This window comes from Serratia sp. BW106 (assembly GCF_002607755.1).
In the GTDB taxonomy this organism is placed as follows: Bacteria; Pseudomonadota; Gammaproteobacteria; order Enterobacterales; family Enterobacteriaceae; genus Serratia; species Serratia proteamaculans.
In genome coordinates, this window is the sequence record NZ_MCGS01000035.1 from 24,462 (window position 1) to 50,762 (window position 26,301).

At 54.5% G+C, this 26,301-nt stretch carries 25 protein-coding genes; 17 read left to right on the forward strand and 8 right to left on the reverse strand.

Going from position 1 to position 26,301, the window contains the following annotated elements; genetic code table 11:
- From xni to queF, 3 genes are all read right to left on the reverse strand, one after another.
- On the reverse strand, positions 1 to 756 hold the full coding sequence (xni, locus tag BEI65_RS21235; protein ID WP_099064998.1) for a flap endonuclease Xni: 756 nt from the start codon (positions 754 to 756) through the stop codon (positions 1 to 3).
- Positions 757 to 819: 63 nt separating this feature from the next.
- Entirely contained in the window at positions 820 to 2,184 is a 1,365-nt protein-coding gene (gene ppnN / locus BEI65_RS21240) for a nucleotide 5'-monophosphate nucleosidase PpnN (protein ID WP_099064999.1), read from the reverse strand.
- A gap of 216 nt (positions 2,185 to 2,400) precedes the next feature.
- Positions 2,401 to 3,246 carry an NADPH-dependent 7-cyano-7-deazaguanine reductase QueF gene (gene queF / locus BEI65_RS21245; protein ID WP_099065000.1) on the reverse strand — a complete coding sequence of 282 codons (846 nt, stop codon included), beginning with the start codon at positions 3,244 to 3,246 and terminating at the stop codon, positions 2,401 to 2,403.
- Between the two features lie 63 nt (positions 3,247 to 3,309).
- Between queF and syd the strand changes: the two genes are divergently transcribed.
- Positions 3,310 to 3,861: a SecY-interacting protein gene (syd, locus tag BEI65_RS21250; RefSeq protein WP_085118551.1), complete on the forward strand. Its 552-nt coding sequence runs from the start codon at positions 3,310 to 3,312 to the stop codon at positions 3,859 to 3,861.
- A 619-nt stretch (positions 3,862 to 4,480) separates the two neighbouring features.
- Here the strand turns inward: syd and BEI65_RS21255 are convergent.
- Positions 4,481 to 5,719, reverse strand: a complete 1,239-nt coding sequence (locus tag BEI65_RS21255; RefSeq protein ID WP_099065001.1) for an MFS transporter — start codon at positions 5,717 to 5,719, stop codon at positions 4,481 to 4,483.
- A gap of 183 nt (positions 5,720 to 5,902) precedes the next feature.
- Between BEI65_RS21255 and BEI65_RS21260 the strand changes: the two genes are divergently transcribed.
- Genes BEI65_RS21260 through BEI65_RS21270 form a run of 3 tightly spaced genes read left to right on the forward strand, consistent with a single transcriptional unit; the run spans position 5,903 to position 7,485 of the window.
- Positions 5,903 to 6,232 carry a YqcC family protein gene (locus BEI65_RS21260; RefSeq protein WP_165366331.1) on the forward strand — a complete coding sequence of 110 codons (330 nt, stop codon included), beginning with the start codon at positions 5,903 to 5,905 and terminating at the stop codon, positions 6,230 to 6,232.
- Positions 6,232 to 7,002 (forward strand): tRNA pseudouridine(65) synthase TruC, encoded by a 771-nt coding sequence (gene truC / locus BEI65_RS21265; RefSeq protein ID WP_099065003.1) that lies wholly within the window; start codon positions 6,232 to 6,234, stop codon positions 7,000 to 7,002. The genes BEI65_RS21260 and truC overlap by 1 nt, the downstream gene beginning before the upstream one ends.
- Positions 7,003 to 7,035: 33 nt before the next feature.
- Positions 7,036 to 7,485: a flavodoxin gene (locus BEI65_RS21270; protein ID WP_099065004.1), complete on the forward strand. Its 450-nt coding sequence runs from the start codon at positions 7,036 to 7,038 to the stop codon at positions 7,483 to 7,485.
- Positions 7,486 to 7,584: 99 nt separating this feature from the next.
- Here BEI65_RS21270 and BEI65_RS21275 read toward each other — a convergent pair whose 3' ends face one another.
- The 4 genes from BEI65_RS21275 to map form a co-directional block, all read right to left on the reverse strand.
- On the reverse strand, positions 7,585 to 7,974 hold the full coding sequence (locus BEI65_RS21275) for a DUF3461 family protein (RefSeq protein ID WP_006318690.1): 390 nt from the start codon (positions 7,972 to 7,974) through the stop codon (positions 7,585 to 7,587).
- Between the two features lie 129 nt (positions 7,975 to 8,103).
- Positions 8,104 to 8,928: a 2,3,4,5-tetrahydropyridine-2,6-dicarboxylate N-succinyltransferase gene (gene dapD / locus BEI65_RS21280; protein ID WP_085118544.1), complete on the reverse strand. Its 825-nt coding sequence runs from the start codon at positions 8,926 to 8,928 to the stop codon at positions 8,104 to 8,106.
- 43 nt (positions 8,929 to 8,971) lie between these two features.
- Positions 8,972 to 11,650: a bifunctional uridylyltransferase/uridylyl-removing protein GlnD gene (gene glnD, locus BEI65_RS21285; RefSeq protein WP_099065005.1), complete on the reverse strand. Its 2,679-nt coding sequence runs from the start codon at positions 11,648 to 11,650 to the stop codon at positions 8,972 to 8,974.
- 74 nt (positions 11,651 to 11,724) lie between these two features.
- Positions 11,725 to 12,519, reverse strand: coding sequence for a type I methionyl aminopeptidase (gene map / locus BEI65_RS21290; RefSeq protein WP_012146495.1), 795 nt, complete (start codon positions 12,517 to 12,519; stop codon positions 11,725 to 11,727).
- Between the two features lie 356 nt (positions 12,520 to 12,875).
- On the opposite strand from map, the gene rpsB reads away from it, so the two are divergent.
- The 13 genes from rpsB to lpxA all read left to right on the forward strand — a co-directional run bounded on the left by rpsB (position 12,876) and on the right by lpxA (position 26,301).
- Positions 12,876 to 13,601: a 30S ribosomal protein S2 gene (gene rpsB, locus BEI65_RS21295; protein ID WP_020828365.1), complete on the forward strand. Its 726-nt coding sequence runs from the start codon at positions 12,876 to 12,878 to the stop codon at positions 13,599 to 13,601.
- 127 nt (positions 13,602 to 13,728) lie between these two features.
- Positions 13,729 to 14,580: a translation elongation factor Ts gene (tsf, locus tag BEI65_RS21300; RefSeq protein ID WP_085118538.1), complete on the forward strand. Its 852-nt coding sequence runs from the start codon at positions 13,729 to 13,731 to the stop codon at positions 14,578 to 14,580.
- Positions 14,581 to 14,728: 148 nt separating this feature from the next.
- Positions 14,729 to 15,454 (forward strand): UMP kinase, encoded by a 726-nt coding sequence (gene pyrH, locus BEI65_RS21305; protein ID WP_085118537.1) that lies wholly within the window; start codon positions 14,729 to 14,731, stop codon positions 15,452 to 15,454.
- 123 nt (positions 15,455 to 15,577) lie between these two features.
- Positions 15,578 to 16,135 carry a ribosome recycling factor gene (gene frr, locus BEI65_RS21310; RefSeq protein WP_085118535.1) on the forward strand — a complete coding sequence of 186 codons (558 nt, stop codon included), beginning with the start codon at positions 15,578 to 15,580 and terminating at the stop codon, positions 16,133 to 16,135.
- A gap of 157 nt (positions 16,136 to 16,292) precedes the next feature.
- Complete coding sequence (gene ispC, locus BEI65_RS21315; RefSeq protein ID WP_099065006.1) at positions 16,293 to 17,489, forward strand: 1-deoxy-D-xylulose-5-phosphate reductoisomerase; 1,197 nt, start codon at positions 16,293 to 16,295, stop codon at positions 17,487 to 17,489.
- Between the two features lie 278 nt (positions 17,490 to 17,767).
- Positions 17,768 to 18,526: a (2E,6E)-farnesyl-diphosphate-specific ditrans,polycis-undecaprenyl-diphosphate synthase gene (gene ispU, locus BEI65_RS21320; RefSeq protein WP_099065007.1), complete on the forward strand. Its 759-nt coding sequence runs from the start codon at positions 17,768 to 17,770 to the stop codon at positions 18,524 to 18,526.
- A 9-nt stretch (positions 18,527 to 18,535) separates the two neighbouring features.
- The gene (gene cdsA / locus BEI65_RS21325; RefSeq protein WP_099065008.1) at positions 18,536 to 19,384 is read left to right on the forward strand and encodes a phosphatidate cytidylyltransferase; all 849 of its coding nucleotides are present in this window, start codon (positions 18,536 to 18,538) and stop codon (positions 19,382 to 19,384) included.
- 28 nt (positions 19,385 to 19,412) lie between these two features.
- Entirely contained in the window at positions 19,413 to 20,768 is a 1,356-nt protein-coding gene (rseP, locus tag BEI65_RS21330; RefSeq protein ID WP_099065009.1) for a sigma E protease regulator RseP, read from the forward strand.
- A gap of 35 nt (positions 20,769 to 20,803) precedes the next feature.
- Complete coding sequence (gene bamA, locus BEI65_RS21335) at positions 20,804 to 23,209, forward strand: outer membrane protein assembly factor BamA (RefSeq protein ID WP_099065010.1); 2,406 nt, start codon at positions 20,804 to 20,806, stop codon at positions 23,207 to 23,209.
- A gap of 159 nt (positions 23,210 to 23,368) precedes the next feature.
- On the forward strand, positions 23,369 to 23,866 hold the full coding sequence (skp, locus tag BEI65_RS21340; protein ID WP_099065011.1) for a molecular chaperone Skp: 498 nt from the start codon (positions 23,369 to 23,371) through the stop codon (positions 23,864 to 23,866).
- A gap of 3 nt (positions 23,867 to 23,869) precedes the next feature.
- The gene (gene lpxD, locus BEI65_RS21345; RefSeq protein ID WP_085118523.1) at positions 23,870 to 24,892 is read left to right on the forward strand and encodes a UDP-3-O-(3-hydroxymyristoyl)glucosamine N-acyltransferase; all 1,023 of its coding nucleotides are present in this window, start codon (positions 23,870 to 23,872) and stop codon (positions 24,890 to 24,892) included.
- Between the two features lie 161 nt (positions 24,893 to 25,053).
- The gene (gene fabZ / locus BEI65_RS21350; protein ID WP_017893789.1) at positions 25,054 to 25,509 is read left to right on the forward strand and encodes a 3-hydroxyacyl-ACP dehydratase FabZ; all 456 of its coding nucleotides are present in this window, start codon (positions 25,054 to 25,056) and stop codon (positions 25,507 to 25,509) included.
- Between the two features lie 3 nt (positions 25,510 to 25,512).
- Entirely contained in the window at positions 25,513 to 26,301 is a 789-nt protein-coding gene (gene lpxA / locus BEI65_RS21355) for an acyl-ACP--UDP-N-acetylglucosamine O-acyltransferase (protein WP_012146483.1), read from the forward strand.

The following is a 26,301-nucleotide window of genomic DNA, read 5'->3' on the forward strand; positions in this document are numbered from 1 at the left end:
TTAAACCGGTAACCGCAGTTGCTGCAGGTTGCCGGTTAACGTCAGATCGGTTCGCAAGGTCGCGACCCTTTTACTGACATAGGCTATCTCGCGGTGCTGTTGCAGTTTACCGCGCCATTTCTCCGGCACCTGTTCCAAATCTTGATACACCCCATCCAGCGAACCTGCCTGCTGTAACAGCAATACTGCCGTCTTCGGTCCAATACCGGCCACGCCAGGGATTTTGCTGCTGCTTATTCCCGCCAGCCCCCAGTAATCCGTCAATTGTTGTGGCGATACGCCAAACTCTTGCTGCACAAAGGGCATGTCCAGCCAGCGTTTTTGAAAGTAATCGCGGATCTGCACGCTGGGCGCCAGCAGTTGGCAATAGCCTTTGTCGGTGGACACAATCGTCACCTGATGGCCACCGCCTGCTATCTTGGCGGTCAGCGTTGCCGCCAGGTCGTCCGCTTCATTGCCCGGAGAATGCCAACAGGCAACGCCGAGCGCTTCAAACGCCTGCCGCAGCTGCGGCATTTCCTGCTGCAAATTGTCCGGCATCGGCGAACGCCCCGCCTTGTAGTCGGGCAGAATTTGGTGACGCCAGCTTTCACTGCGGTCATCTTCGTCAAACACCGCCACGGCGTGCGTTGGTCGACTGTGCTGGATCAACTGCTGCAGTGCGTGCTGGCAAGCATTCACACAGGGGGAACCCTGCACGGCGTGTATGCGGCGGATAAGGTTGAGGGCGTCGACAATCAGTAGGTGTATAGGCATGGGCAACAACGTCAGGCATCAGAAAAAAAGAAGGGCGGTTATTAGGCCGCCCGGGATGGCTTATTAAGCGACGATTTCGTAGCAGGGCACATAAGCTGTGCCTGGTAGTTTCATCCGGTGCTGGGCGACAAAGCCCTGCAGCAGACTGTCCATTTGCTTCATCATCTGCGGTTCGCCGTGCAGCTTGTACGGACCAAACTGTTCGATGGCCTGAATGCCATTTTCTTTCACGTTACCGGCGACGATGCCGGAGAACGCACGGCGCAGCGCGGCAGCCAGCTGTTCGGCAGGCTGGTCCGGATACAGGTTGAGATTCGCCATATTTTCATGGCTTGGCTCAAACGGCAGCTGCAAGTCTGGCGCGATACGGATAGACCAGTTAAAGCTGTAGGCATCACCGGTATTACGGCGGTTTTCTTTCACCAGCGGCATGGCTTTTTTCATCTGACGCGCCACTTCGGCAGGATCGTCGATGATAATGCGGTAGTGACGGCGCGCTTCGTCTCCCAGCGTGTTCATGATGAACTCATCCAGCACCTGGAAGTAGTTGGCGCTCTCTTTCGGCCCGGTGAGGATCAGCGGCAATACCTGCTCGCTGTTCTCCGGGTTCATCAGGATCCCCAGCAGATACAGCAGTTCTTCCGCCGTGCCGACACCGCCTGGGAAGATAATGATACCGTGGGCGATACGGACGAAGGCCTCCAGGCGTTTTTCAATGTCCGGCATGATCACCAGCTCATTGACCAACGGGTTTGGCGGCTCGGCGGCGATGATCGACGGCTCGGTCATGCCGATAAAGCGGCTGTTGTGGTAGCGCTGTTGCGCATGGCCTACGGCAGCACCTTTCATCGGCGCTTCCATGGCGCCAGGCCCACAGCCGGTGCAGATATTCAGTTCGCGCAGGCCCAGTTGGCTACCGACCTTGCGTGCGTACAGATATTCGTTTTCGTTGATCGAGTGCCCCCCCCAGCAGACCACCAGATTAGGATCTTCATCGAGGTGCAGTGCACGGGCGTTACGCAGGATAGAGAACACCAGATTGGTAATGTGGGCCGAATTTTCCAGATTCAGATGCTGGAAACGACCGGCGCTGTCGATCTGTCCGTGGACGAACAGGATATCGCGCAGCACGGCAAACAGGTTGGCCTGTAGCGAACGGATGATTCGACCATCGACAAAGGCGTCTTCCGGTGGATTCACCAGTTCAAGTTTGACCCCGCGCTCACGGCGCAGGACGTTAATATCAAAGGTTTCATAGCGCGACAGCAGCTGTTTGCTGTTGTCGGTCTGGCTGCCGGAGTTCAGGACGGCCAGCGAACAGTTGCGGAACAAACGGTATAGATCGCTGCTGGCGGTACGCTTCAGCATGTCTACTTCCAGCTGCGACAGCAAATCCATAGAGCCAAGCGGGCTGATGTGTGTAATCAAGGTAACTCCTTTGCACCCGGAATGGGGCAGTAGTAATCCATACGCAGCAGAACAGCATCTCGTTATAGTGAGCGCACGGCGGCAACATCATTATGGGATTGGCCTGCCGGAATGCCCGGCATAGCGCCGAGCGCTGTTGATTTAACCTTACCGCCGTCCCCTGGTTTTTACCAATACAAACCGCTCGTTAGCTCAGTTGTTGAGCAATGCTTCGCACTATTGGCGCGCCAGACGGCCATGCGACGGAACAAAGTCAGTGTTGCTGCGCCATGGATTGATATCCAACCCACCGCGGCGGGTGTAGCGTGCATACACCGTCAGGCTCTGCGGCTGACAGTAGCGCAGCAAATCGTTAAAGATGCGTTCGACACATTGTTCGTGGAATTCATTGTGATGACGGAAGGACACCAGATAACGCAGCAGCGCCTCGCGATCGATCTGCGCGCCGCGATAATGAATTTGCACCGAACCCCAATCAGGCTGGTTGGTGATCAGGCAATTGGACTTTAACAGATGGCTGACCAACCGTTCTTCCACCTGCAGGGAGCCGGTGGCATTTTGCAGGTAATCGGCATTGAATTCGTAGTTATCGATGCGGATGTCCTGATGATCGATACATTCACCCTCTAACCGGGCGATTGGACTGCCTTCCAGTTGATCGACGCGGAACAATGAGACGCTGACCTCGCCCTGTGCGCAGGCGGACAGATCGCGTTGCAGGGTGTTGCGTACCGCCTCCCAATCGCTGAACGGGGTTTGGTTAAAGCTGTTGAGGTAAAGTTTGAAGCTTTTGGATTCGATCAGGTTGATGCTGTCGGCATTAAGGCTGATCTCGCCGACGGCGACCTGCGGCAGACCGTTATCGTTCAGCCAGGAGAGTTCATACAGCGTCCAGATATCGGCACCGTGGAATGGCAGGCTGTCCGGATATAATCCCAGCGGCTCGCGGTTCATACTGCGCGGCACCGCCTGCAGCAGCGTGGCGTCGTAATGGTCGCGGTACGCGGTAGCTTTACCCAGCGTTAGCGCCGACAGGGCATGGTGGTCTTGATATGAGGACATCTGCTGTCACCTTGGTGAGAGATAGGTACAATGGTCGCCAGTTTACCGTATGCGAGAAAAAATATGGACCATGATGTACCGCACGCCCTGCGTGAATTCACCCAGCGTTATGTTGATCTTTGGCAACAAGAGCGTGGTCATGCCCCAGCCAGCCAGGATCTGTACGGCGTACCGTCGCCTTGTCTGGTAGAAAATCGCGATGATGAAGTGCTGTGGTTGCCGCAGCCGTTTACCCCGGCGGCGACGCTGGAAAAGGTAGAGACTGCGCTCGAGCTGCGTTTACAGCCGGACATCAACCTGTTTTATACCCAGCAGTATGCAGGCGACATGAGCGCGCAGTTCGGTGAGCACTATGTGACCCTGTTGCAGGTGTGGAGCGAGGACGATTTTATTCGCCTGCAGGAAAACCTGATCGGCCATCTGGTGACGCAAAAACGCCTGAAGCTGTCGCCGACGCTGTTCCTGGCAACCACCGAATCAGAAATGACCATGGTCTCGCTGTGTAACGTCAGTGGCAATGTGGTGCTGGAGCAGTTTGGCAGTGATAAACGCACTTTGCTGGCGGCTTCGTTGGGCAATTTCCTCGATGCATTGCGCCCGACATTGGGTGTTTGAGGCCAATTACAGCGAGATCCGTGTGCGAGATCTCTCACACGGACTGTGAGAGATCGCTTTTAATTTTCCCCTCTCATTGGCTTGCATGGGGTTTATTGTTATCCAGATCAATTGGTTAGATTTTCTTTAGGATAACTCTTAGCGTTAATTTCCTGTCAGCCAGCCAGTAAGCCCTTGTGAACCCGGGATAATTAAGCGATCTTATGTTCACCGGAAGGGATACGGTGGAGCTGGAAAGCATCAGGATGATGCAGCTTCAGGATGAAGAAGTGGATGCGCTCAGTGAAGAGCGGAGGACGGCGTCAGGAGATGCCAGGATGTTTCAGGATTGAAACCAGGGACACCTCCAGGATGGAGATTGAGAGCCGGCACAGGATGGTTGGCGGGTCATGAAGACTGAGGAACCGCGTCAGGATGATGCTACAGGATAGAGCTAGGATGGTTTTGGTCAGGATGGCCGCAGGAAAAGTTTTCAAGGATTGAGCAGGGAGCACACTGTGTAGCGGGACTGCTATAAAACGAACCGAGGGCACTGTTAGCGCAGTGCCCTCAACTTTTTATACGAGGTCAAGTTTTAAGCATCCAGGATGCTTACCCCTGCTCAAATTCATCTCAGTTGTTAACCAATCGCCCCCAGCGTATCGCCATTGCCCTGCTTTTTTGGCAGCAGGAACAGTGTGGCGTAGATATCCAGCAGATAAATAGCCGCCAGCAGGCTGATAGCCGCAGTGAAGGAAACCTGCGTCACCAGGGCGCCGATCACCAATGGCCCCAGCCCGCCGACGCCACGCCCCAGATTAAACAGGATGTTTTGCGCAGTGGCGCGTGCCTGAACCGGATAGGTATCGGAAATCAACGCGCCGTAGCCACCAATCATGCCGTTCACGAACAACCCCATCAGCGCGCCGGCAAACAGCATCAGCGTGGGGTCGCTGAGTTGTGCATAGACAACCACCATCACCACCGCACCGATCTGATAGCAGATAAAAATCTTCCAGCGGGTGAAGCGATCGGCCAACACGCCAAACAGCCAGATACCGAACGTCATGCCGATCACCGTGACCGCAGTCCACAGACCTGACTTGGTCAGGGAGAAACCGAAGTTTTTTGCCAGGTAAGTCGGCATCCAAATCATCAGCCCGTAATAACCGAAGTTCTGCACCGAGCACAAAATAAAAATGCCGATGCTGGCCTTGCTGGTGGCCCGGTCTTTGAACAGTAGCCTTACACGTTGGGTGAACGACAGTTGCTGGCCGCTGTTTTGCTGGCGGACAAACTCTTCTGGCTCACCCAGGGTGCGGCGGATCAGGAATGACACCAGCGCCGGCAGCAGCCCGACCAGGAACATGCCACGCCAGCCGATATGCGTCAGCAGCAGTGGGGTGAGGAAGGCGGCCGCCAGCACGCCAAGTTGCCAGCCCATGCCCACATAGGCCGAGGCGCGATTGCGTTTCTCCGCCGGCCAGGCCTCGGCGATCAGTGCCATGCCGATACCAAATTCACCACCGAGCCCGATGCCCGCCAGTGTGCGGTAGGCGAGCAAATCCCAGTAGCCCTGTGCCAACGCGCACAGACCGGTAAACAATGAGAACATCAGGATAGTGATGGTCAGCACCCGGATACGACCAAAGCGATCGCTGAGGTGGCCGAAAATCACGCCGCCCAGTACGGCACCGATCAACGTCCAGGTGACCAGTGAACCGGCGGCGGAGGAGCTTAGCCCCATTTCAATACTGATGGCTGGCAGCATAAAGCCGAGGATCAGCAGGTCAAAGCCGTCCATGGCGTAGCCGGTGACCGAAGCCAGCATGGCTTTGCCAGGCGTGGCGTGATTTTTTGTCGGTGTGATTGCGGGCATCTGTCTAATCTGTGTGGTTTATTCGGTGAACTTATTGTGCCGTGTGGCCGTGCCGGCCACCAGTTCAAATGTATCCATGCCATCAATTCAGCTGGATTTGGGCTATAAAAAGTAAAATGCTATGCTTTGCCGCCTTTCAGCCGTGCCGCTGAATATCATGGTTTAAACAGATCGGGAATGCAGATGAGTATACAAAATCAGGTTCGCCATAGTTTGCAGGCGATTGAACAGTCAATGCGAGAGTTGGCGCTGTGGCAAGCTATGCCGCCCGAGCCTGAAGCCTTCGCCAGCCCCGAGCCGTTTTGCATAGACAGCATGTCGGCCGAAGCCTGGCTACAGTGGGTCTTTCTGCCTCGCATGTACGCGTTGCTGGATGCGGGAGCGCCGCTGCCGACGCGTTTTGCTATCACGCCTTACTTTGAAGAGGCGTTGAAAGATAATGATCCCAACTGCATGCCGCTGTTGGTGCTGTTGCAGCGCCTGGATCAAATGCTGAATAAAGAGCCGCAATAATGCTTGAGATTCTTTATCAGGATGAGCATTTGGTGGCGGTGAACAAGCCTTCTGGGTGGTTGGTACACCGCAGTTGGCTGGATCGCCATGAAACCCAGTTTGTGATGCAGACCGTGCGCGATCAGATTGGCCAGCACGTATATACCGTGCACCGCCTCGATAGACCGACCTCCGGGGTGCTGTTGATGGCGCTGTCCAGCGAGGTGGCACGGCTGCTGTCGCAGCAGTTTGAACAGCATCAGATGCAGAAAACCTACCATGCAGTGGTGCGTGGTTACGTGCTGGAAGGCGCTACCATCGACTATCCGTTGACGGAAGAGCTGGACAAGATCGCCGACAAGTTTGCTTCGAAGGACAAAGGTCCACAGCCGGCAGTCACTCATTATCGACCGTTGGCACAGGTTGAGATGCCGGTGACGATTGGCCGTTACGACAGTGCGCGCTACAGCCTGGTTGAACTGAAGCCGGAAAATGGCCGCAAGCACCAGTTACGCCGCCATATGGTACATATCCGCCATCCGATCATTGGCGACAGTAAACACGGCGATCTGAACCAGAACCGGGGTATGGCCCAGCATTTTGGCTGCCCGCGCCTGATGCTTCACGCCAGTCACCTGCAACTGAATCATCCGGTAACCGGTGAGCCGCTGCATCTTTCCGCGCGCTGGGATGAACGCTGGCAGGGCGTCATGTCACAGTTTGGCTGGACAGAGAGTATCCCTGAGCTTGCCAGGGTTGAGTTTCCACCGGCTTGCGGTCAGGATAACTGATCATTTTCAAAGGTATTGAAGGGAGTAGGGGCAATGGCTCAGGTTGGAATCTTCGTGGGAACGGTCTACGGCAACGCATTATTGGTGGCGGAAGAAGCTGAAACTATCCTCAGCGAGCAGGGCCATGAGGTCAAACTGTTTGAAGAGGGTACGCTTGAGGCCTGGCAGTTTTACCGCCAGCACCATGCGCTGGTGATCACCTCAACTACGGGCCAGGGCGATTTGCCGGACAGCATTGCGCCGCTGTTCCACGCCATCCGTGACCAGATCGGCTACCAACCTGAGCTGCGCTATGGGTTGATCGCGCTGGGTGACAGCAGCTATGACAATTTCTGCGGTGCCGGGCGTGCGTTTGATGCACTGTTGCAGGAGCAGGGTGCCACCCGCGTGGGTGAGGTGCTGGAAATCGATGCGATGGAACAGCCGGAGCCGGAAGTGGTTTCTTGCCCATGGGTCGAGAAATGGGGCACGTTGCTGAAATAGATTTACCCGTCGCCTGTAGGGGGCGAATATATTCGCCCCGATGAATACGGGCGCAGTATGCTGCGCCCGTACAATCTGTAGTATCAGTTCGCTGAACCCTTATTTACCGCGGGTCAGTTTTTCCAGATCGGATTCGATCTCGGCAATCTTGTGGGAGACCACGCCTTCCAGATGACGCAGGTCATCAAGAATTTTGCGCTTCAGATCCACTTCCACCTGATCGCGCTGGCATAGCTGATCCAGCTCATCAATGACGTAACGCAGATTCGGGTTAATTTCATGGATTTCTTTGTAACCCTGGCCGGCGTTGTCCGCCACTACCGTTTTGCGTTGGCGCGGATATTTGAATTTCACGCTCTTGGCAAAGAACTCGCCTTTATCCTTGCGGAAATAAATCTTAAGAATGTCGTTATTGGCCTCCTGACGCAGGCTATAGCGATCGACATCTTCCGGTTGATTGATTCCTAAGCTTTTCAGGTTGTCATACATAATAGCGCCACCTTATAAATAGACTATATTCCACGGTCTGGGATTATGGCGAATAACCGCGCCAGAGACTGTGACTGCTCACGTAATGAAGATAAAAAAATGGCGGGTGATTAACCCGCCATGTCTATTTTAGTCGATGGTGCGTAATAACTCATTAATGCCGACTTTACCGCGCGTCTTGGCATCGACTTTCTTGACGATGACTGCGCAATACAGGCTGTAAGAGCCATCTTTGGACGGCAGGTTACCGGAAACCACCACCGAACCGGCCGGCACGCGGCCGTAGTGCACTTCGCCGGTTTCACGGTCGTAAATGCGGGTGCTCTGGCCCAGGTATACACCCATGGAGATCACTGAACCTTCTTCCACGATCACGCCTTCAACCACTTCTGAACGTGCGCCGATAAAGCAGTTGTCTTCAATGATGGTCGGGTTGGCCTGCAGTGGCTCCAGTACGCCACCGATGCCGACGCCGCCGGACAGGTGAACGTTTTTACCGATTTGCGCACAAGAGCCGACGGTGGCCCAGGTATCCACCATGCTGCCTTCGTCAACGTAGGCACCGATGTTCACATAGGATGGCATCAGCACGGTATTGCGGGCGATGAACGCACCCTGGCGTACGGTGGCTGGTGGCACTACGCGGAAGCCTTCCTTCTGGAAGCGCGCTTCGTCGTAATCAGCGAACTTCATCGGCACCTTGTCGTAATAACGGGTTTCGGCACCGTCCATCACTTTGTTGTCATTGATGCGGAAAGAAAGCAGCACGGCCTTTTTCAGCCACTGATGCGTTACCCACTGACCGTCAATTTTCTCGGCAACGCGCAGGGCGCCGCTGTCCAGCAGGCCGATCACCTGGTTTACCGCTTCGCGCGTTACGGTGTCTGCGTTCGCCGGGGTGATTTCCGCACGGCGTTCGAAGGCGTTTTCAATAACGTTTTGTAATTGCTGCATGCTGTTCTCTGTCCTGATGTTGTCTACGAAAAGGTTACTTGTATCACATTTTATCGTTTGGATTGAGGGCCTCTGTCAACCGTTGTTCCAACTTTCTGCGCGTTTCCGGGTTAAGGGCGCGTCGATCGCTGTCGGCCAGAATAAATAAATCCTCAACCCGCTCGCCGATAGTGGAGATGCGTGCGCCATGCAGCGACAGGTCCAGATCGGCGAACACTTCACCCACCCGGGCCAGCAGGCCAGGTTGGTCAAGTGCGGTCAGTTCCAGATAGCTGCGGCGGTCGGTATGGGTCGGCAGGAAGCTGACTTCGGTCGGCACGCTGAAATGGCGCAGCTTGGAAGACGGCCTGCGCACGCGCGGCGGCTGATACTCCCGTTGGGTAATGGCCTGCACCAGCGCGTGGCGGATCGCCGTGTGACGATCCTGAGCCAGCGGGCTGCCGTCCGGTTCCAGCACGATAAAGGTATCCATCGCCATGCCGTCGCGGTTAGTGAAGATCTGCGCGTCATGTACGCTCAGGTTGCGGCGATCCATCTCGCCGGCCACGGCGGCAAACAGGTACGGGCGGTCCGGGCTCCAGATGAAAATTTCGGTGCCACCGCGCGTTGCCTGTCGGCTGACCAGCACCAGCGGTTTGGTGGAGTCATGGGCCAGCAAATGACGGGCGTGCCAGGCCAGCTGATTGGGCGAGTGGCGCAGGAAGTAATCGGCGCGGCAGCGGCTCCAGATGCGGTGCAACGCTTCTTCGTCGATATTGTCCATGCGCAGTAGTGCCAACGCCTGCAGGCGATGATGACGCACGCGTTCGCGCAGGTCCGGGCTATTTTGCATGCCGCGGCGCAGCTGTTTTTCGGTGGCGAAGTACAGTTCACGCAACAGGCTCTGCTTCCAACTGTTCCACAAGGTTTCGTTGGTGGCGCAGATATCTGCCACCGTCAGGCAGACCAGATAACGCAGGCGAGTCTCGCTCTGCACTTCGGCACTGAATTGCTGAATAACGGTCGGATCCTGGATATCGCGGCGTTGGGCGGTCACCGACATCAGCAGATGACAGCGCACCAGCCAGGCGACCAGTTGGGCTTCGCGGGAGTTCAAACCATGCAGTGCTGCGAACTCCAGTGCATCTTCCGCGCCGAGGATCGAGTGGTCGCCACCGCGCCCTTTGGCGATATCGTGGAACAGGGCGGCCAGCAGCAGCAGTTCCGGATTCGGCAGGCGGGGATACAGCTCGACACACAGTGGATGACGCGGTCGCGTTTCGGCATCGGCAAAGCTTTCCAGCTTCTGCAGGACGCGAACGGTGTGTTCGTCGACGGTGTAGGCATGGAACAGGTCGAACTGCATTTGCCCGACGATCTTGCCCCACTGTGGCATATAGGCCCACAGTACGCTGTGGCGATGCATCGGCACCAATGCCCGAGAGACCGCGCCTGGGTGGCGCAGAATGGCCATAAACAGCTCGCGCGCTTCCGGAATAGTGCACAGCGGCTGCTTCAGATGGCGACGGGCGTGGCGCAGTTGGCGCACGGTGGTGGAATAAATACCTTTGATTTCACGGTTGCGCACCATCAGGTAGAACATCCGCATGATGGCTTCTGGCTGACGGATGAACAGCGTCTCGTCACGCAGATCGATCAAATCACCGCGCAGTTGGAAATCATCGTTCAACGGCCGCGGTTTTTCCGTGGCATCCAGCGCCAGAATGGCCTCGTCGAACAACTGCAGCAGCATGTGATTCAATTCACCGACGCGGCGCGTCATGCGATAAAAATCCTTCATCATGCGTTCAACCGGTTCGTTGCCTTCCCCCTCATAACGCAGCAACTGTGCCACGTTGAGCTGGCGATCGAACAGCAGGCGGTTGTCGTAGCGTGGTAACACCAGGTGCAGTGCGAAACGGATACGCCACAGGAAGCTCTGGCATTCGTTCAGTTCGTTGCGTTCAGCCTGGGTGAGAAAGCCGAAACCGACCATTTCGTCCAGCGAGGTAGCGCCAAAATGACGACGCGCCACCCACAGCAGCGTGTGAATATCGCGCAGGCCGCCGGGGCTGCTCTTGATATCCGGCTCCAGGTTGTAGCTGGTGCCGTGGTATCGCTGATGGCGTTCCTGTTGCTCAACCACCTTGGCGTGGAAAAATTGCGGCGAGGGCCAGAAACCATCGCTGAAAATATGTTTTTGCATTTGCAGGAACAGCGCGACATCGCCGCAGATCATCCGCGACTCAATCAGGTTGGTGGCGACGGTCAGGTCCGCCAGGCCTTCCAGCAGGCATTCTTCCAGCGTTCGCACGCTGTGGCCCACTTCCAGCTTCAGATCCCACAGCAGGGTGATAAATTCCCCCACGCGTTGGGATTGTTGTTCATTCAGGCGGCGCTGGCTGAGCACCAGCACGTCAATGTCCGAGAGCGGGTGTAGCTCGCCACGGCCATAGCCACCGACGGCAACCAGCGCGGTTTCCGGGATATCCTCAAAGCCATGGTAGATCCACAGACGGCGCAGCAGGCGGTCGATAAAGTCGCTGCGGGCGGCTACCAGGCTTTCGGCGCTGGAGCCGGCGTTGAATGCCGCCGCCAGCCACAGTTGGAACTGTTCAAGGCGCTGTTTTAGCGCGATGCAGTTGATCTCCTCATCGCCATAGGCGTTGGGATATTCAGGCTGCTCCGGCACGGCCTGTTGCACAATGACCGAGGTGTCTTGTTGGCGAAAGTTTTCAGACATAATACGCAGCCCATAAAAAAGGCCGGCAAAAGCCGGCCTGTGACATCATGCATCGCGGCAAAACGCCGCGGCGCTTACATCTCGTGCGTAATGATGTTGGGGATGGTGTCATCCTTGCGCAACGTCATTATCTCGCAGCCGTTATCTGTGACCACAATAGTATGCTCATACTGCGCCGACAAGCTGCGATCCTTAGTTTTTACCGTCCAGCCATCTTTCATGGTGCGGATGCGGTAATCACCGGCGTTGACCATCGGCTCGATAGTGAAGGCCATACCGGCTTGCAACACCACGCCACCGTCGTCAGCGTCATAGTGCAGTACCTGTGGTTCCTCGTGGAACACTTCGCCAATGCCGTGGCCGCAGTACTCGCGCACCACCGAAAAATTCTCGGCTTCGACGAATTTCTGGATCTCTTTACCTAGGGTCCGCAAACGGATGCCCGGCTTCACCATTTTCAGTGACAGATACAGGCTTTCCTGAGTGATGCGGCACAGGCGCTCGCCCAGAATAGTCGGTTTGCCGGCGATGAACATTTTAGAGGTATCGCCGTGGAAACCGTCTTTGATCACGGTGACGTCGATATTAACGATGTCGCCGTCTTTCAGGACTTTGTCATCGCTTGGGATGCCGTGGCATACCACTTCGTTCACCGAGATACACACGGATTTCGGGAAGCCGTGGTAGCCCAGACAGGCAGAAATGGCCTGCTGCTGGTTAGTAATGTGATCGTGACAGATACGATCCAGTTCGCCGGTCGTTACGCCAGGTTTGACGTGCGGCTCAATGATTTCCAGCACTTCGGCAGCCAATCGGCCGGCCACGCGCATTTTTTGGATGTCATCAGGTGTTTTAATTGAAATTGCCATGAAATTCGTCCGCAGGTGTCGTGCTCGCCGACAACAGAAAGAAATAAGAAGCAGTCTCTTATGGTATCAGCCCGGCCTGAGGCTGCCAAATTTGATTTCTCGCCGGACTTTGGTTGGTAACAAAAGTTGGTGTCGGGGGCGGGTTTATGGTATAAAGCGCGCCGGCAGATCCGCTCTTCGTCCTTGTGATAATGACGGAAAAAGCCGAAAATACTTTAACTGCACTCACTTTGTGTAAATAACACACACGTATCGGCACATCCGCCGGGGTGCCCTGAGGTGATTTATCACCGCCAGGGTCGGCGTTATGGGATACGTGGAGGCATAACCCCAACTAACTCTATAGAGGTTTAATCATGGCAACTGTTTCCATGCGCGACATGCTCCAGGCCGGTGTACACTTTGGTCACCAAACCCGTTACTGGAACCCGAAAATGAAGCCTTTCATCTTCGGCGCACGTAACAAGGTTCACATCATCAACCTGGAAAAAACTGTACCAATGGCCAACGCAGCACTGGCTGAACTGACCAAGATCTCTTCCCGTAAAGGTAAGATCCTGTTCGTTGGTACTAAGCGCGCAGCAAGCGAAGCGGTAAAAGAATATGCTAACACCTGCGACCAGTTCTTCGTGAACCATCGCTGGTTGGGCGGCATGCTGACTAACTGGAAAACCGTTCGTCAGTCAATCAAGCGTTTGAAAGATCTGGAAATCCAGTCTCAAGATGGCACCTTTGACAAGCTGACCAAGAAAGAGGCGCTGATGCGTACTCGCGAACTGGCCAAGCTGGAAAACTCCCTGGGTGGTATCAAGGACATGGGTGGTCTGCCTGACGCACTGTTCGTCATCGATGCTGATCACGAACACATCGCGATCAAAGAAGCCAACAACCTGGGTATCCCGGTATTCTCTATCGTTGATACCAACTCCGATCCAGACGGCGTTGACTTCATCATCCCTGGTAACGACGATGCAATCCGTGCAATCAAATTGTACCTGACTGCCGTTGCTGCCGCCGTCCGTGAAGGTCGTTCTCAAGATCTGGCCGTTCAAGCGGAAGAAAGCTTCGTAGAAGCTGAATAATAAGGCAAGCTCGTCACTGAGCCCTTATTAACCAGGTATTGAATATGTTGGTTAGGGGGGCCTTTATAGGCCCCCTTTGCTTATCTGAATGAGACTGTCTCCACGCGAGATAACCGAGGAAAAAGAAATGGCTGATATTACCGCTGCTCTGGTAAAAGAACTGCGTGAGCGTACTGGCGCTGGCATGATGGATTGTAAAAAAGCTCTGGTTGAGTCTAACGGCGACATCGAGCTGGCAATCGAAAACATGCGTAAATCTGGTGCGATCAAAGCGGCGAAAAAAGCAGGCAACGTAGCTGCTGACGGCGTGATCAAAACCAAGATTGAAGGCAACTACGGTCTGATTCTGGAAGTTAACTGCCAGACTGACTTCGTAGCTAAAGATGCTGGTTTCCAGGCATTCGCTGACAAAGTGCTGGATGCTGCTTTTGCCGGCAAAATCACTGATGTTGAAGTGTTGAAAGCACAGTTCGAAGAAGAACGTGTAGCGCTGGTTGCGAAAATCGGTGAGAACATCAACATCCGTCGCGTTGCTTCCCTGGAAGGCGAAGTGTTGGGTAGCTACTTGCACGGTGCGCGTATCGGCGTTCTGATCGCCGCTACAGGCGCTAGCGAAGAGCTGGTTAAGCAAATTGCCATGCACGTTGCGGCAAGCAAGCCTGAATTCGTTAAGCCTGAAGATGTGTCTGCTGAAGTGGTAGAAAAAGAGTACCAGGTTCAGTTGGACATCGCCATGCAGTCTGGCAAGCCGAAAGAAATCGCAGAGAAAATGGTTGAAGGCCGCATGAAGAAATTCACCGGCGAAGTTTCTCTGACCGGTCAGCCTTTCGTTATCGAACCAAGCAAAACCGTTGGCCAAGTGCTGAAAGAGCATAACGCTGACGTGGTTAACTTCATCCGCTTCGAAGTGGGCGAAGGCATCGCTAAAGTTGAGAACGACTTTGCTGCTGAAGTTGCAGCAATGAGCAAGCAGTCTTAATGACTGTTAATGGAGCCGCCGTCTGGTGGTTCCATTTTATCCAGCCAGAATTACACCGGTGGCAAGCCCTGTGGCATGATACACAGCACAGGCGCGTTTCATCGGCTGAAATCCCCAATACTAATACTGCTTCTTAGGACAGATCACCATGGCAACCAATGCAAAACCCGTATATCAGCGTATTCTGCTTAAACTGAGTGGCGAAGCCCTGCAAGGCGCAGAAGGTTTTGGTATCGACGCTAGCGTTTTGGATCGCATGGCTCAGGAAGTGAAAGAGCTGGTCGAACTGGGAATTCAGGTCGGTGTAGTTATTGGCGGCGGTAACCTGTTCCGCGGCGCGGGCCTGGCACAAGCCGGCATGAACCGCGTAGTGGGCGACCACATGGGAATGCTGGCTACCGTGATGAACGGACTGGCTATGCGTGATGCACTGCACCGTGCCTATGTGAACGCCCGCCTGATGTCGGCAATTCCGTTGAACGGCGTGTGCGACAACTACAGCTGGGCCGAGGCGATCAGCCTGCTGCGCAATAACCGCGTAGTGATCTTTGCCGCCGGTACCGGCAATCCGTTCTTCACCACCGATTCTGCTGCGTGCCTGCGCGGGATCGAGATCGAAGCGGATGTGGTATTGAAAGCAACTAAAGTGGATGGTGTATACTCCGCTGACCCGGTTAAAAATCCGGATGCCACACTGTACGAACATATTACCTATCAGGACGTGCTGGAGCGCGAGCTGAAAGTGATGGACCTGGCGGCATTTACGCTGGCCCGCGATCACGGTCTGCCAATCCGCGTATTCAACATGAACAAGCCAGGTGCACTGCGCCGGGTGGTAATGGGTGAAAACGAAGGCACGCTGATCGGCAAATAAAGCTGTTCTGCCAAATTTAGCGGGAGCGGGCAACGCCAGACGTCGCATGCTCTCCTTGAGTAAAATTCACGGGCTATACTGTGGTATGGCCTGCCAAGTATCCAGCTTTCAAGGGTTCGCAACGTGATTAATGAAATTAGAAAAGATGCTGATTCACGCATGGAAAAAAGCGTAGAAGCATTCAAAACCCAAATCAGCAAAATTCGTACCGGCCGTGCTTCTCCAAGCATCCTGGACGGCATTATGGTTGAGTACTACGGTTCCGCCACGCCACTGCGTCAATTGGCCAGCGTGACCGTTGAAGACTCCCGCACCCTGGCAATCAACCTGTTTGATCGCTCCCTGGGTTCAGCGGTAGAAAAAGCCATCATGTCCTCAGACCTCGGCCTGAATCCAAGCTCAGCCGGCAGCGTGATCCGTGTTCCACTGCCTCCGCTGACTGAAGAACGTCGTAAAGATCTGATCAAAGTCGTCCGTAACGAAGCAGAGCAGGGCCGTGTGGCGGTTCGTAACGTGCGCCGTGATGCCAACGACAAAGTTAAAGCGCTGCTGAAAGACAAAGAAATCAGCGAAGATGAAGATCGTCGTTCACAGGACGACGTTCAGAAACTGACCGATGCCTATATCAAACTTCTGGATGCCGCTTTGGCGGATAAAGAAAAAGAGCTGATGGATTTCTAATCAGCATCGCGCAGAAAAAAAGCGTCGCCTGGGCGGCGCTTTGTTTTTTGTGGCGCAGATCCCGTTTCATCGTACTGATTGATCATGGACAAGCGGTGGCCAAGGTTACACACTGGAACACCTCCGATCTCATCAGACAGTTATTCAGAGTGAGCTCATGAAGCAACTGACTATTCTTGGCTCCACCGGCTCAGTGGGGACCAGTACCCTGGCCGTGGTCAGGGCAAATCCCGACCTTTTTGCGATTAAAGCGCTGGTTGCCGGCCGCAATGTCGCGGTCATGGCGCAACAGTGCATAGAGTTTCGCCCGGCGTATGCCGCGATGGCGGACGAAGGCGCTGCGCGTGAACTGCGTACTCTGCTGGCGGAAAACGGTATTGCCACCGAGGTCATGGCGGGCGAGCAGGCCGCCTGTGAGTTGGCGGCACTGGACGACGTCGACCAGGTTACGGCAGCCATTGTTGGCGCTGCCGGGCTACTGCCTACGCTGGCGGCCATCCGTGCCGGCAAGCAGGTACTGCTGGCGAACAAAGAGTCGCTGGTGACCTGTGGACGCCTGTTTATGGACGCGGTACAGCAGAGCAAGACGCAATTACTGCCACTCGACAGCGAACATAATGCCATTTTTCAGAGTTTGCCTGAGAGCATTCAGCGTCAGTTGGGATACTCTTCATTAGAAAGTCATGGTGTGTCGCGCATTGTGCTTACCGGTTCCGGCGGCCCGTTCCGTACCACGCCGCTGGAGCAGTTTGTCACGATGACGCCGGATCAGGCCTGTGCCCATCCAAATTGGTCGATGGGGCGCAAGATCTCGGTAGACTCCGCTACCATGATGAACAAAGGACTGGAATATATCGAGGCCCGCTGGCTGTTTAACGCCTCGGCCGAACAAATGGAAGTGATTCTGCATCCGCAGTCGGTGATCCACTCGATGGTGCGTTACACCGATGGCAGCGTGTTGGCCCAATTGGGCACTCCGGATATGCGTACGCCGATCGCCCATGCGATGGCTTACCCGCAGAGGGTCAATTCTGGTGTGGAAGCGCTGGATTTCTGCCGTATCGGGTCGCTGACCTTTGCCGAACCTGAGCGGGAACGTTATCCCTGCCTGTATCTGGCGATTGAGGCCTTCGATGCGGGCCAGGCGGCAACGACCGCGCTGAACGCGGCCAACGAAGTGGCTGTGGCAGCTTTCCTGCAGGAACAGATTCGCTTTACCGATATTGCGACAGTGAACCAAAAAGTCGTCGAACGGCTGTCACTGCAGGAACCGTCCTGCATTGATGCGGTCTTAGAAATAGATCGTCAGGCGCGTGAGGTTGCGGTTGGATTGGTTAAATCACTGTGTAACTGATACCGGCAATTATCCTATTTTGTTCGCAAATTACGCGTGCCGCAGTGGGGCCGTTTGTTCAGGCCTTGCTGAGGTGGTATAGTCTGCGCCACCTTTCAGCGGTTATACCGTTGAATTATGGCCTGATTGACATCTCGAAAGCCGGTAGCGCAGCGCAGATTACCGGCTGTCGCAGGGCAGACTGAAAAGCCGTGTCGGGCACACGGCTTTTTTTGCGCGTAAGGGCCTGATGTTCCGGAAAGGCAGTTGTATTTCTATTGAGGAAATAAGTACGAGTTATGTCGTCCGCAAATCAACAAGAGGCTAATCTGTCCACTCTGGGGCCACGGCATGTCGCCATTATTATGGACGGCAATGGGCGCTGGGCTAAACGTCAGGGTAAGTTACGTGTCTTCGGTCATAAAGCAGGGGTGAAATCGGTACGTCGTGCGGTCAGTTTTGCCGCCAACAACCATTTGGATGCACTCACGCTTTATGCCTTCAGCAGCGAGAACTGGAACCGTCCGGTGCAGGAAGTCTCCGCCCTAATGGAGCTTTTTGTCCGCGCCTTGGACAGTGAAGTAAAAAGCCTGCATAAACATAACGTCAGATTGCGAGTGATCGGCGACATTAGCCGTTTCAGCGTGCGCTTGCAGGAGCGGATCCGTCGCTCTGAGCAACTGACAGAAAATAACGATGGCCTGACGCTCAACATCGCTGCCAACTATGGCGGCCGTTGGGATATTATTCAGGGAGTAAGGGAACTGGCTGAGCAGGTGAAGGACGGTTCACTGCGTCCGGATCAAATTAGCGAAGAATTACTGGGTGAGCGGGTCTGTATGAACGATCTGTCGCCGGTGGATCTGGTGATCCGCACCGGTGGAGAACACCGCATCAGTAACTTCTTGCTGTGGCAAATTGCTTACGCCGAACTTTACTTTACTGATGTACTCTGGCCTGATTTTGATGAACTTGTCTTTGAAGGTGCGCTGAATGCATTTGCACAACGCGAGCGTCGCTTCGGGGGAACAACACCTATCGGCGCCGATGCGTCCTAGGGGGAACTTTTGCTGAAGTATCGCCTCATAACTGCTCTGATTTTAATTCCGATTGTTATCGCGGCGCTGTTTTTGCTGCCGCCGGTGGGTTTTGCCCTGGTAACACTCGTGGTGTGCATGTTAGCGGCCTGGGAGTGGGGCCAACTGGCCGGCTTTACCTCCCGCTCGCAGCGCATCTGGTTGGCGATACTGTGCGGCTTCCTGCTGGCGTTGATGCTGCTCAGCATTCCGGCCTATCACCAGTCGGTCCATTTGCTTCAGGTCGGCGGTCCGTTGTGGTTGTCGCTGGCCTGGTGGCTGGTAGCGCTGTTGCTGGTGCTGTTTTATCCCGGCTCGGCTGCACTGTGGCGTAACTCACGCCCGATACGTCTGGTTTTCGGTCTGCTGACCATAGTGCCGTTTTTCTGGGGCATGCTGTCGCTGCGCCAGTTCGGCTATGAACAGAACCACTTCACCGGCGCCTGGTGGCTGCTGTATGTGATGTTACTGGTTTGGGGTGCGGATTCCGGCGCCTACATGTTCGGCAAACTGTTTGGCAAGCACAAGCTGGCGCCGAAAGTTTCTCCGGGGAAAACCTGGGAAGGGCTGATTGGTGGCCTGATTACTTCAGCCCTGATATCCTGGCTGTTTGGTCGGTACGCTCCACTGAATGTGGTGCCGACGACCTTACTGATTTGTTCGGTGATTGCCGTGCTGGCTTCAGTGCTGGGCGATCTTACCGAGAGCATGTTCAAACGCGAAGCGGGTATCAAAGACAGTGGTCATTTGATACCGGGTCATGGCGGTATACTGGATCGTATCGATAGCCTGACCGCAGCAGTGCCTGTATTTGCCTGCCTGATGCTGTTAGTGTTTTAATCCGTCAATGGCGGGGAGTGAAGGGATTATGGTTAGCGTGCTCTGGAACTTAGTCGCATTTCTTGTTGCGCTCGGTGTTTTAATCACCGTGCACGAGTTCGGGCACTTTTGGGTCGCCCGTCGCTGCGGCGTCCGTGTAGAACGCTTCTCCATCGGTTTTGGCCGCGCTTTATGGCGCCGCACCGACCGTCAGGGCACGGAATATGTCATCGCCCTGATCCCGCTTGGCGGTTATGTGAAGATGCTCGATGAGCGGGTTGATTCGGTTGCACCGGAACTCCGTCATCAGGCGTTTAACAACAAAACCGTTTGGCAGCGTGCCGCTATCATCAGTGCCGGTCCTATCGCCAATTTCCTGTTTGCTATCCTTGCTTACTGGCTGGTCTTCATTATCGGCGTTCCCAGCTTCCGTCCGGTAATCGGTGAAATCGCGCCCCAATCGATTGCGGCCAACGCTGAAATTTCGCCAGGAATGGAACTTAAGTCCGTAGATGGCATCGAAACGCCTGATTGGGAATCAGTTCGTCTGGCGCTGGTGGCGAAGATTGGCGACGCAGAAACCGAAGTGGGTATCGCGCCGTTTGGCACTTCTCGGGTGGTGACGAAAACCCTGGATTTGCGCCAGTGGAATTTTGAGCCGGACAAACAGGATCCCGTGGTGGCGCTGGGTATTATTCCTCGCGGCCCACAGATAGAATCTGTCCTTGCCGAAGTGCAGCCGAACTCGGCAGCGCAAAAGGCAGGTTTACAAGCGGGGGACAGGATCGTTAAAGTCGATGGTCAGCTATTGGGTCGTTGGCAAACGTTGGTTAAACGGATCCATAACGGCCCTGGGCAACCGCTGGTTTTAGAGATCGAAAGAAACGGCGCCCCCTTGTCTTTGACGCTGATACCGGATACAAAGCCGGTGGGAAAAGACAAATCAGTGGGTTTTGCAGGCATCATTCCGAAAGTGCTGCCGCTGCCGGACGAATATAAGACGATTCGCCAGTATGGACCTTTCCCGGCGCTGTATCAGGCTGGGGACAAGACCTGGCAGCTTATGAGCCTTACGGTCAAAATGCTGGGTAAATTAATAACCGGTGATGTAAAGCTGAACAACCTGAGTGGCCCGATTTCGATTGCACAGGGAGCAGGGGCGTCAGCTGGGGTCGGGTTTGTGTATTATCTGATGTTCCTGGCGTTGATCAGTGTCAACCTGGGTATCATCAACCTGTTCCCATTACCGGTGTTAGATGGTGGGCATCTCCTCTTCCTGGCGATAGAAAAGCTGAAGGGTGGGCCGGTTTCCGAGCGAGTACAGGACTACAGTTACCGCATAGGTTCGATCGTGTTGGTGCTTTTAATGGGTCTTGCACTTTTCAATGATTTTTCTCGTCTTTAGGGGCGGGGATAGGTTAGGAAGAACGCATAACAACGATGGCGATGAAAAAGTTGCTCATAGCGTCGCTGCTGTTTGGCAGCGCCACCGTATACGGTGCAGACGGGTTCGTAGTGAAGGATATTCATTTCGAAGGCCTGCAGCGAGTCGCCGTCGGTGCGGCGTTACTCAACATGCCGGTTCGCGTAGGCGATACCGTCACTGACGATGATATCAGTAATACCATCCGTGCCTTGTTTGCCACTGGCAACTTCGAGGACGTTCGCGTGCTGCGCGATGGTACTACGCTGATTGTTCAGGTTAAGGAACGCCCTACCATTGCCAGCATCACTTTCTCCGGCAACAAGTCGGTGAAAGATGACATGCTCAAGCAAAACCTGGAGGCCTCTGGCGTTCGGGTTGGCGAAGCGCTCGATCGCACCACCATATCCAGCATTGAAAAAGGGCTGGAAGACTTCTACTACAGCGTCGGTAAATACAGTGCCTCGGTGAAAGCCGTTGTCACGCCGCTGCCGCGTAACCGTGTCGACCTGAAACTGGTGTTCACGGAAGGGGTTTCCGCCAAGATTCAACAAATCAACATTGTCGGCAATCATGCCTTCACCAACGATGAACTGATTTCACGCTTCCAACTGCGTGATGAAGTGCCGTGGTGGAACGTGGTTGGCGATCGCAAATACCAGAAGCAAAAGCTGGCGGGTGACCTCGAAACCCTGCGCAGTTTCTATCTGGACCGCGGCTACGCACGCTTCAATATTGATTCGACTCAGGTCAGCCTGACGCCGGACAAAAAAGGCATTTACATCACCGTCAATATCACTGAAGGCGAGCAGTACAAGCTCACCGACGTGGTGGTGAACGGCAATCTGGCCGGCCACTCGGCGGAAGTTGCCCAGTTGACCAAGATTGAGCCAGGTGAGCTGTATAACGGTAGTAAAGTGACCAAGATGGAAGACAACGTCAAAACGATGTTGGGCCGTTATGGTTACGCTTACCCGCGTGTTTCTACCCAGCCTGAAATCAACGACGCGGATAAAACCGTGAAGTTGCATGTGAACATTGATGCGGGCAACCGTTTCTATGTGCGTCGCATTAAGTTTGAAGGCAACGACACCAGTAAAGATTCCGTACTGCGCCGTGAAATGCGTCAGATGGAAGGTGCGTGGCTGGGCAACGCTCAGGTCGAGCAGGGTAAAGAACGTCTGAACCGTTTGGGCTATTTTGAAACGGTAGATGTGGAAACCCAGCGCGTTCCGGGTACTGCGGATCAGGTTGACGTCACCTACAAGGTGAAAGAGCGTAACACCGGTACCTTCAACTTCGGTGTCGGCTACGGCACCGAGAGCGGCGTGAGCTTCCAGGCGGGCGTTCAGCAGGACAACTGGCTGGGGACCGGCTATTCCGTCGGCATCAGCGGGACCAAGAACGACTACCAGACTTACACCGAGCTGTCGGTAACCAACCCGTACTTCACCGTTGACGGTGTGAGTTTGGGTGGCCGTATCTTCTACAACGACTTTAAAGCCGATGACGCGGACCTGTCCGACTATACCAACAAGAGTTACGGTATCGACGGCACCCTGGGCTTCCCGATCAACGAAAACAACTCGTTGCGCACCGGCTTGGGTTACGTGCATAACGGCTTGTCTAACATGCAGCCTCAGGTTGCCATGTGGCGTTATCTGGACTCGATGGGTCTGGATCCGAACAAGACCGATCGGGCCAGTTATTCTGCCGATGACTTCACGCTGAACCTGGGTTGGACCTATAACAACCTTGACCGGGGTTATTTCCCAACCTCGGGTAACCGCACAACGCTGAATGGTAAAGTCACCATTCCGGGGTCGGATAACGAATACTACAAAATGACGCTGGACAGCGTGCAATACGTCCCAATCAACGACGATCGCACCTGGGTACTGTTGGGTCGTGGCCGTCTGGGTTATGCCGATGGTCTGGGCGGCAAAGAAATGCCGTTCTACGAGAACTTCTACGCCGGCGGCTCGAGCACCGTGCGTGGTTTCGGTTCCAACACCATTGGTCCGAAAGCGGCGTACTACAACTCCAATTCGTATGGCTGTGCCAATGGTGCCGCTGTGTGTAGTTCTGACGATGCGGTGGGCGGCAACGCCATGGCCGTCGCCAGTATGGAGCTGATCACACCAACACCATTTATCAGCGAGAAATACGCCAACTCGGTGCGTACTTCCTTGTTCATGGATGCGGGTACCGTGTGGGATACCAACTGGAAGAATGACGCTCAGACCAGCATGTACGATATTCCGGACTACAGTAAAGCGAGCAATATCCGCGTTTCTGCCGGTATCGCCTTGCAGTGGATGTCACCTTTGGGTCCGTTGGTGTTCTCTTATGCCAACCCGATCAAGAAATACGAAGGCGACAAGTCCGAACAGTTCCAGTTTAACATTGGCAAGACCTGGTAACAGGTCCCGCTTCTGGGCATAGCAGTTATTAAGAATCGCAAATGCCAGGCGCCCGTCAGAGCACAGAGAGATGATTCTCATTGTTTTGTGGGATAAGTCTGGCAGATTGTGTACTTCAAGTGTCATATGACACAAATGGGTGATGGTAAGGAGTTTATAGTGAAAAAGTGGTTGTGTGCCGCAGGCCTCGGTTTAGCAATGGCTGCTTCAGCTGGCGTTCAGGCAGCAGATAAGATCGCTGTAGTTAACGTCTCCAGCATTTTCCAACAGTTGCCGGCTCGTGAAACCGTAGCTAAACAGCTGGAAAACGAGTTTAAAGGCCGTGCGGGTGAGCTTCAGAACATGGAGCGTAGCCTTCAGACCAAAATGCAACGTTTGCAGCGTGATGGCGCTACTATGAAAGCCAGCGATCGCAGCAAGGCGGAAAAAGATGTGATGGCACAGCGCGAGCAGTTCTCTCAGAAAGCACAGGCTTTTGAGCAGGACAACCGTCGCCGTCAGATGGAAGAGCGTAACAAAATCCTGAGCCGTATTCAGGACGCTGTGAAATCTGTTGCCAGCAAAGAAGGCTACGACGTAGTCATCGATGCTAACGCAGTTGCCTATGCAGGGACTTCTAAAGACATCACTGCTGACGTGCTGAAACAGGTTAAATAACACATGCCTTCAATTCGACTGGCTGATCTAGCGCAGCAGTTGGATGCACAATTGCACGGTGATGGCGATCTCGTCATCACCGGCATTGCTTCTATGCATTCGGCACAGGCTGGCCAAATCACGTTTTTGTCAAACAGCCGCTATCAAGAGCAGCTGTCTTCCTGCCTGGCAAGCGCAGTAGTGCTTACCGAAGCGGATTTACCACACTGCCGTTCTGCGGCGCTGGTGGTTAAAAACCCTTACCTGACTTACGCGCGCATGGCGCAACTGATGGACACCACGCCGTCTCCGGCTCAGGATATCGCCCCAAGCGCGGTTATCTCACCTGCTGCCACTCTGGGACAGAATGTGGCCATTGGTGCTAATGCGGTGATCGAGTCTGGCGCCGTTCTGGGCGATAACGTGGTTATCGGTCCTGGCTGCTTTATCGGCAAACTTGCACGCATTGGCGCGGGTACGCGTCTGTGGGCAAACGTAACTATTTATCATGAAGTCGAGATCGGTCAGCGCTGCCTGATCCAATCAGGTACTGTGATCGGTGCTGATGGTTTCGGCTATGCCAACGAACGTGGCGAGTGGATTAAAATTCCTCAGCTGGGCACGGTAATCATCGGCGATCGCGTCGAGATTGGCGCTTGCACCACCATTGACCGCGGCGCGTTGGATAACACCCAGATCGGGAATGGTGTTATCATCGACAACCAATGTCAGATTGCACATAACGTGGTGATTGGCGACAATACTGCCGTTGCCGGCGGTGTGATCATGGCGGGTAGCCTGAAGATTGGCCGCTATTGCCAGATCGGCGGAGCCAGCGTGATCAACGGTCACATGGAGATCGCCGACAAAGTTGTTGTCACCGGAATGGGAATGGTTATGCGACCAATCACCGAACCTGGGGTATACTCTTCGGGCATTCCGTTACAACCCAACAAAGTTTGGCGTAAAACCGCTGCGTTGGTGATGAATATCGATGAGATTAGCAAGCGCTTAAAAGCTGTCGAACGAAAAGTCGGAAAAGACTAATCACTACCGCCCGCCTCGCTGGGTACAAAACGAAACGCGTTGGTCATGAGACCAAAAGCGCAAAGAGTTGTTAATTTGCGGCCTGCATGACTTCCTCCTTATTGGGGGCAGCGCAGGCCGTGTTGTTGATGCCATCAGTTTTTAGAGACAGGAAGAGTATTTTGACTACTGACACTCATACTCTGGATATTGCAGAAATTTTAGAGTTGCTTCCTCACCGTTACCCGTTCTTGCTGGTCGATCGCGTCCTCGAGTTTGAGGAGCACAAATTCCTGCGTGCGGTGAAGAACGTATCTGTAAATGAGCCGTTTTTCCAGGGACATTTCCCTGGTAAGCCGATTTTCCCAGGCGTATTGATTCTGGAAGCCATGGCGCAGGCCACCGGTATTCTGGCGTTCAAAAGCGTCGGCAAGCTGGAGCCGGGTGAGTTGTATTACTTTGCCGGTATCGATGAAGCCCGCTTCAAACGACCGGTAGTGCCTGGCGATCAAATGATCATGGAAGTCACCTTTGAGAAAACTCGTCGTGGTTTGACGCGCTTTAAAGGCGTGGCGACCGTCGACGGCAAAATTGTCTGCGAAGCAACCATGATGTGTGCGCGCAGCCGGGAGGCCTAATCCGTGATCGACAAAACCGCCTTTATCCATCCTAGCGCGATTATTGAAGAAGGCGCCGTTATCGGCGCTGGTGCGCACATCGGTCCCTTCTGCTACGTCGGCTCCCAGGTGGAAATCGGCGAAGGCACGGTACTGAAGTCCCACATTGTGGTGAATGGCTTGACCAAAATCGGCCGCGATAATCAGATCTATCAGTTCGCCTCTATTGGCGAAGTGAATCAGGATCTGAAATACGCGGGTGAACCGACGCGTGTCGAGATTGGCGATCGCAACCGCATTCGCGAAAGCGTCACCATTCATCGCGGCACAGCGCAGGGCACTGGGTTGACCAAAGTAGGTAATGATAACCTGCTGATGGTTAACGTGCATGTTGCGCACGACTGTGTGGTGGGTAACTCCTGTATTTTGGCAAACAACGCCACGCTGGCCGGCCATGTGGAAATTGATGATCATGCCATTATCGGTGGTATGACGGCTATCCATCAGTTCTGCATTATCGGTACTCACGTGATGGTGGGCGGTTGTTCCGGCGTTGCCCAAGACGTGCCTCCTTTTGTCATCGCGCAGGGTAACCACGCCACGCCATTCGGTGTTAACGCCGTTGGCCTGAAGCGTCGTGGTTTTGATAAAGATGAAATGCAGGCCATTCGTAACGCCTACAAAATTCTTTATCGCAGCGAGAAAACGTTGGATGAAGCGAAAACAGAAATCGAAGCCCTGGCGAAAGAACAACCGGTGGTGCAGCAGTTCCTTGATTTCTTTGGTCGTTCCACCCGCGGTATTATTCGCTGA

What these genes read in the sequence shown, in the direction of transcription:
- queF (WP_099065000.1), bottom strand. Translation starts at nt 3,246, where the DNA reads ATGTCCTCATATCAAGACCACCATGCCCTGTCGGCGCTAACGCTGGGT.
- map (WP_012146495.1), bottom strand. Translation starts at nt 12,519, where the DNA reads ATGGCAATTTCAATTAAAACACCTGATGACATCCAAAAAATGCGCGTG.
- xni (WP_099064998.1), bottom strand. Translation starts at nt 756, where the DNA reads ATGCCTATACACCTACTGATTGTCGACGCCCTCAACCTTATCCGCCGC.
- truC (WP_099065003.1), top strand. Translation starts at nt 6,232, where the DNA reads ATGCTTGAGATTCTTTATCAGGATGAGCATTTGGTGGCGGTGAACAAG.
- syd (WP_085118551.1), top strand. Translation starts at nt 3,310, where the DNA reads ATGGACCATGATGTACCGCACGCCCTGCGTGAATTCACCCAGCGTTAT.
- tsf (WP_085118538.1), top strand. Translation starts at nt 13,729, where the DNA reads ATGGCTGATATTACCGCTGCTCTGGTAAAAGAACTGCGTGAGCGTACT.
- BEI65_RS21255 (WP_099065001.1), bottom strand. Translation starts at nt 5,719, where the DNA reads ATGCCCGCAATCACACCGACAAAAAATCACGCCACGCCTGGCAAAGCC.
- glnD (WP_099065005.1), bottom strand. Translation starts at nt 11,650, where the DNA reads ATGTCTGAAAACTTTCGCCAACAAGACACCTCGGTCATTGTGCAACAG.
- pyrH (WP_085118537.1), top strand. Translation starts at nt 14,729, where the DNA reads ATGGCAACCAATGCAAAACCCGTATATCAGCGTATTCTGCTTAAACTG.
- lpxD (WP_085118523.1), top strand. Translation starts at nt 23,870, where the DNA reads ATGCCTTCAATTCGACTGGCTGATCTAGCGCAGCAGTTGGATGCACAA.
- rpsB (WP_020828365.1), top strand. Translation starts at nt 12,876, where the DNA reads ATGGCAACTGTTTCCATGCGCGACATGCTCCAGGCCGGTGTACACTTT.
- dapD (WP_085118544.1), bottom strand. Translation starts at nt 8,928, where the DNA reads ATGCAGCAATTACAAAACGTTATTGAAAACGCCTTCGAACGCCGTGCG.
- bamA (WP_099065010.1), top strand. Translation starts at nt 20,804, where the DNA reads ATGGCGATGAAAAAGTTGCTCATAGCGTCGCTGCTGTTTGGCAGCGCC.
- BEI65_RS21270 (WP_099065004.1), top strand. Translation starts at nt 7,036, where the DNA reads ATGGCTCAGGTTGGAATCTTCGTGGGAACGGTCTACGGCAACGCATTA.
- rseP (WP_099065009.1), top strand. Translation starts at nt 19,413, where the DNA reads ATGGTTAGCGTGCTCTGGAACTTAGTCGCATTTCTTGTTGCGCTCGGT.
- ispU (WP_099065007.1), top strand. Translation starts at nt 17,768, where the DNA reads ATGTCGTCCGCAAATCAACAAGAGGCTAATCTGTCCACTCTGGGGCCA.
- ispC (WP_099065006.1), top strand. Translation starts at nt 16,293, where the DNA reads ATGAAGCAACTGACTATTCTTGGCTCCACCGGCTCAGTGGGGACCAGT.
- BEI65_RS21275 (WP_006318690.1), bottom strand. Translation starts at nt 7,974, where the DNA reads ATGTATGACAACCTGAAAAGCTTAGGAATCAATCAACCGGAAGATGTC.
- BEI65_RS21260 (WP_165366331.1), top strand. Translation starts at nt 5,903, where the DNA reads ATGAGTATACAAAATCAGGTTCGCCATAGTTTGCAGGCGATTGAACAG.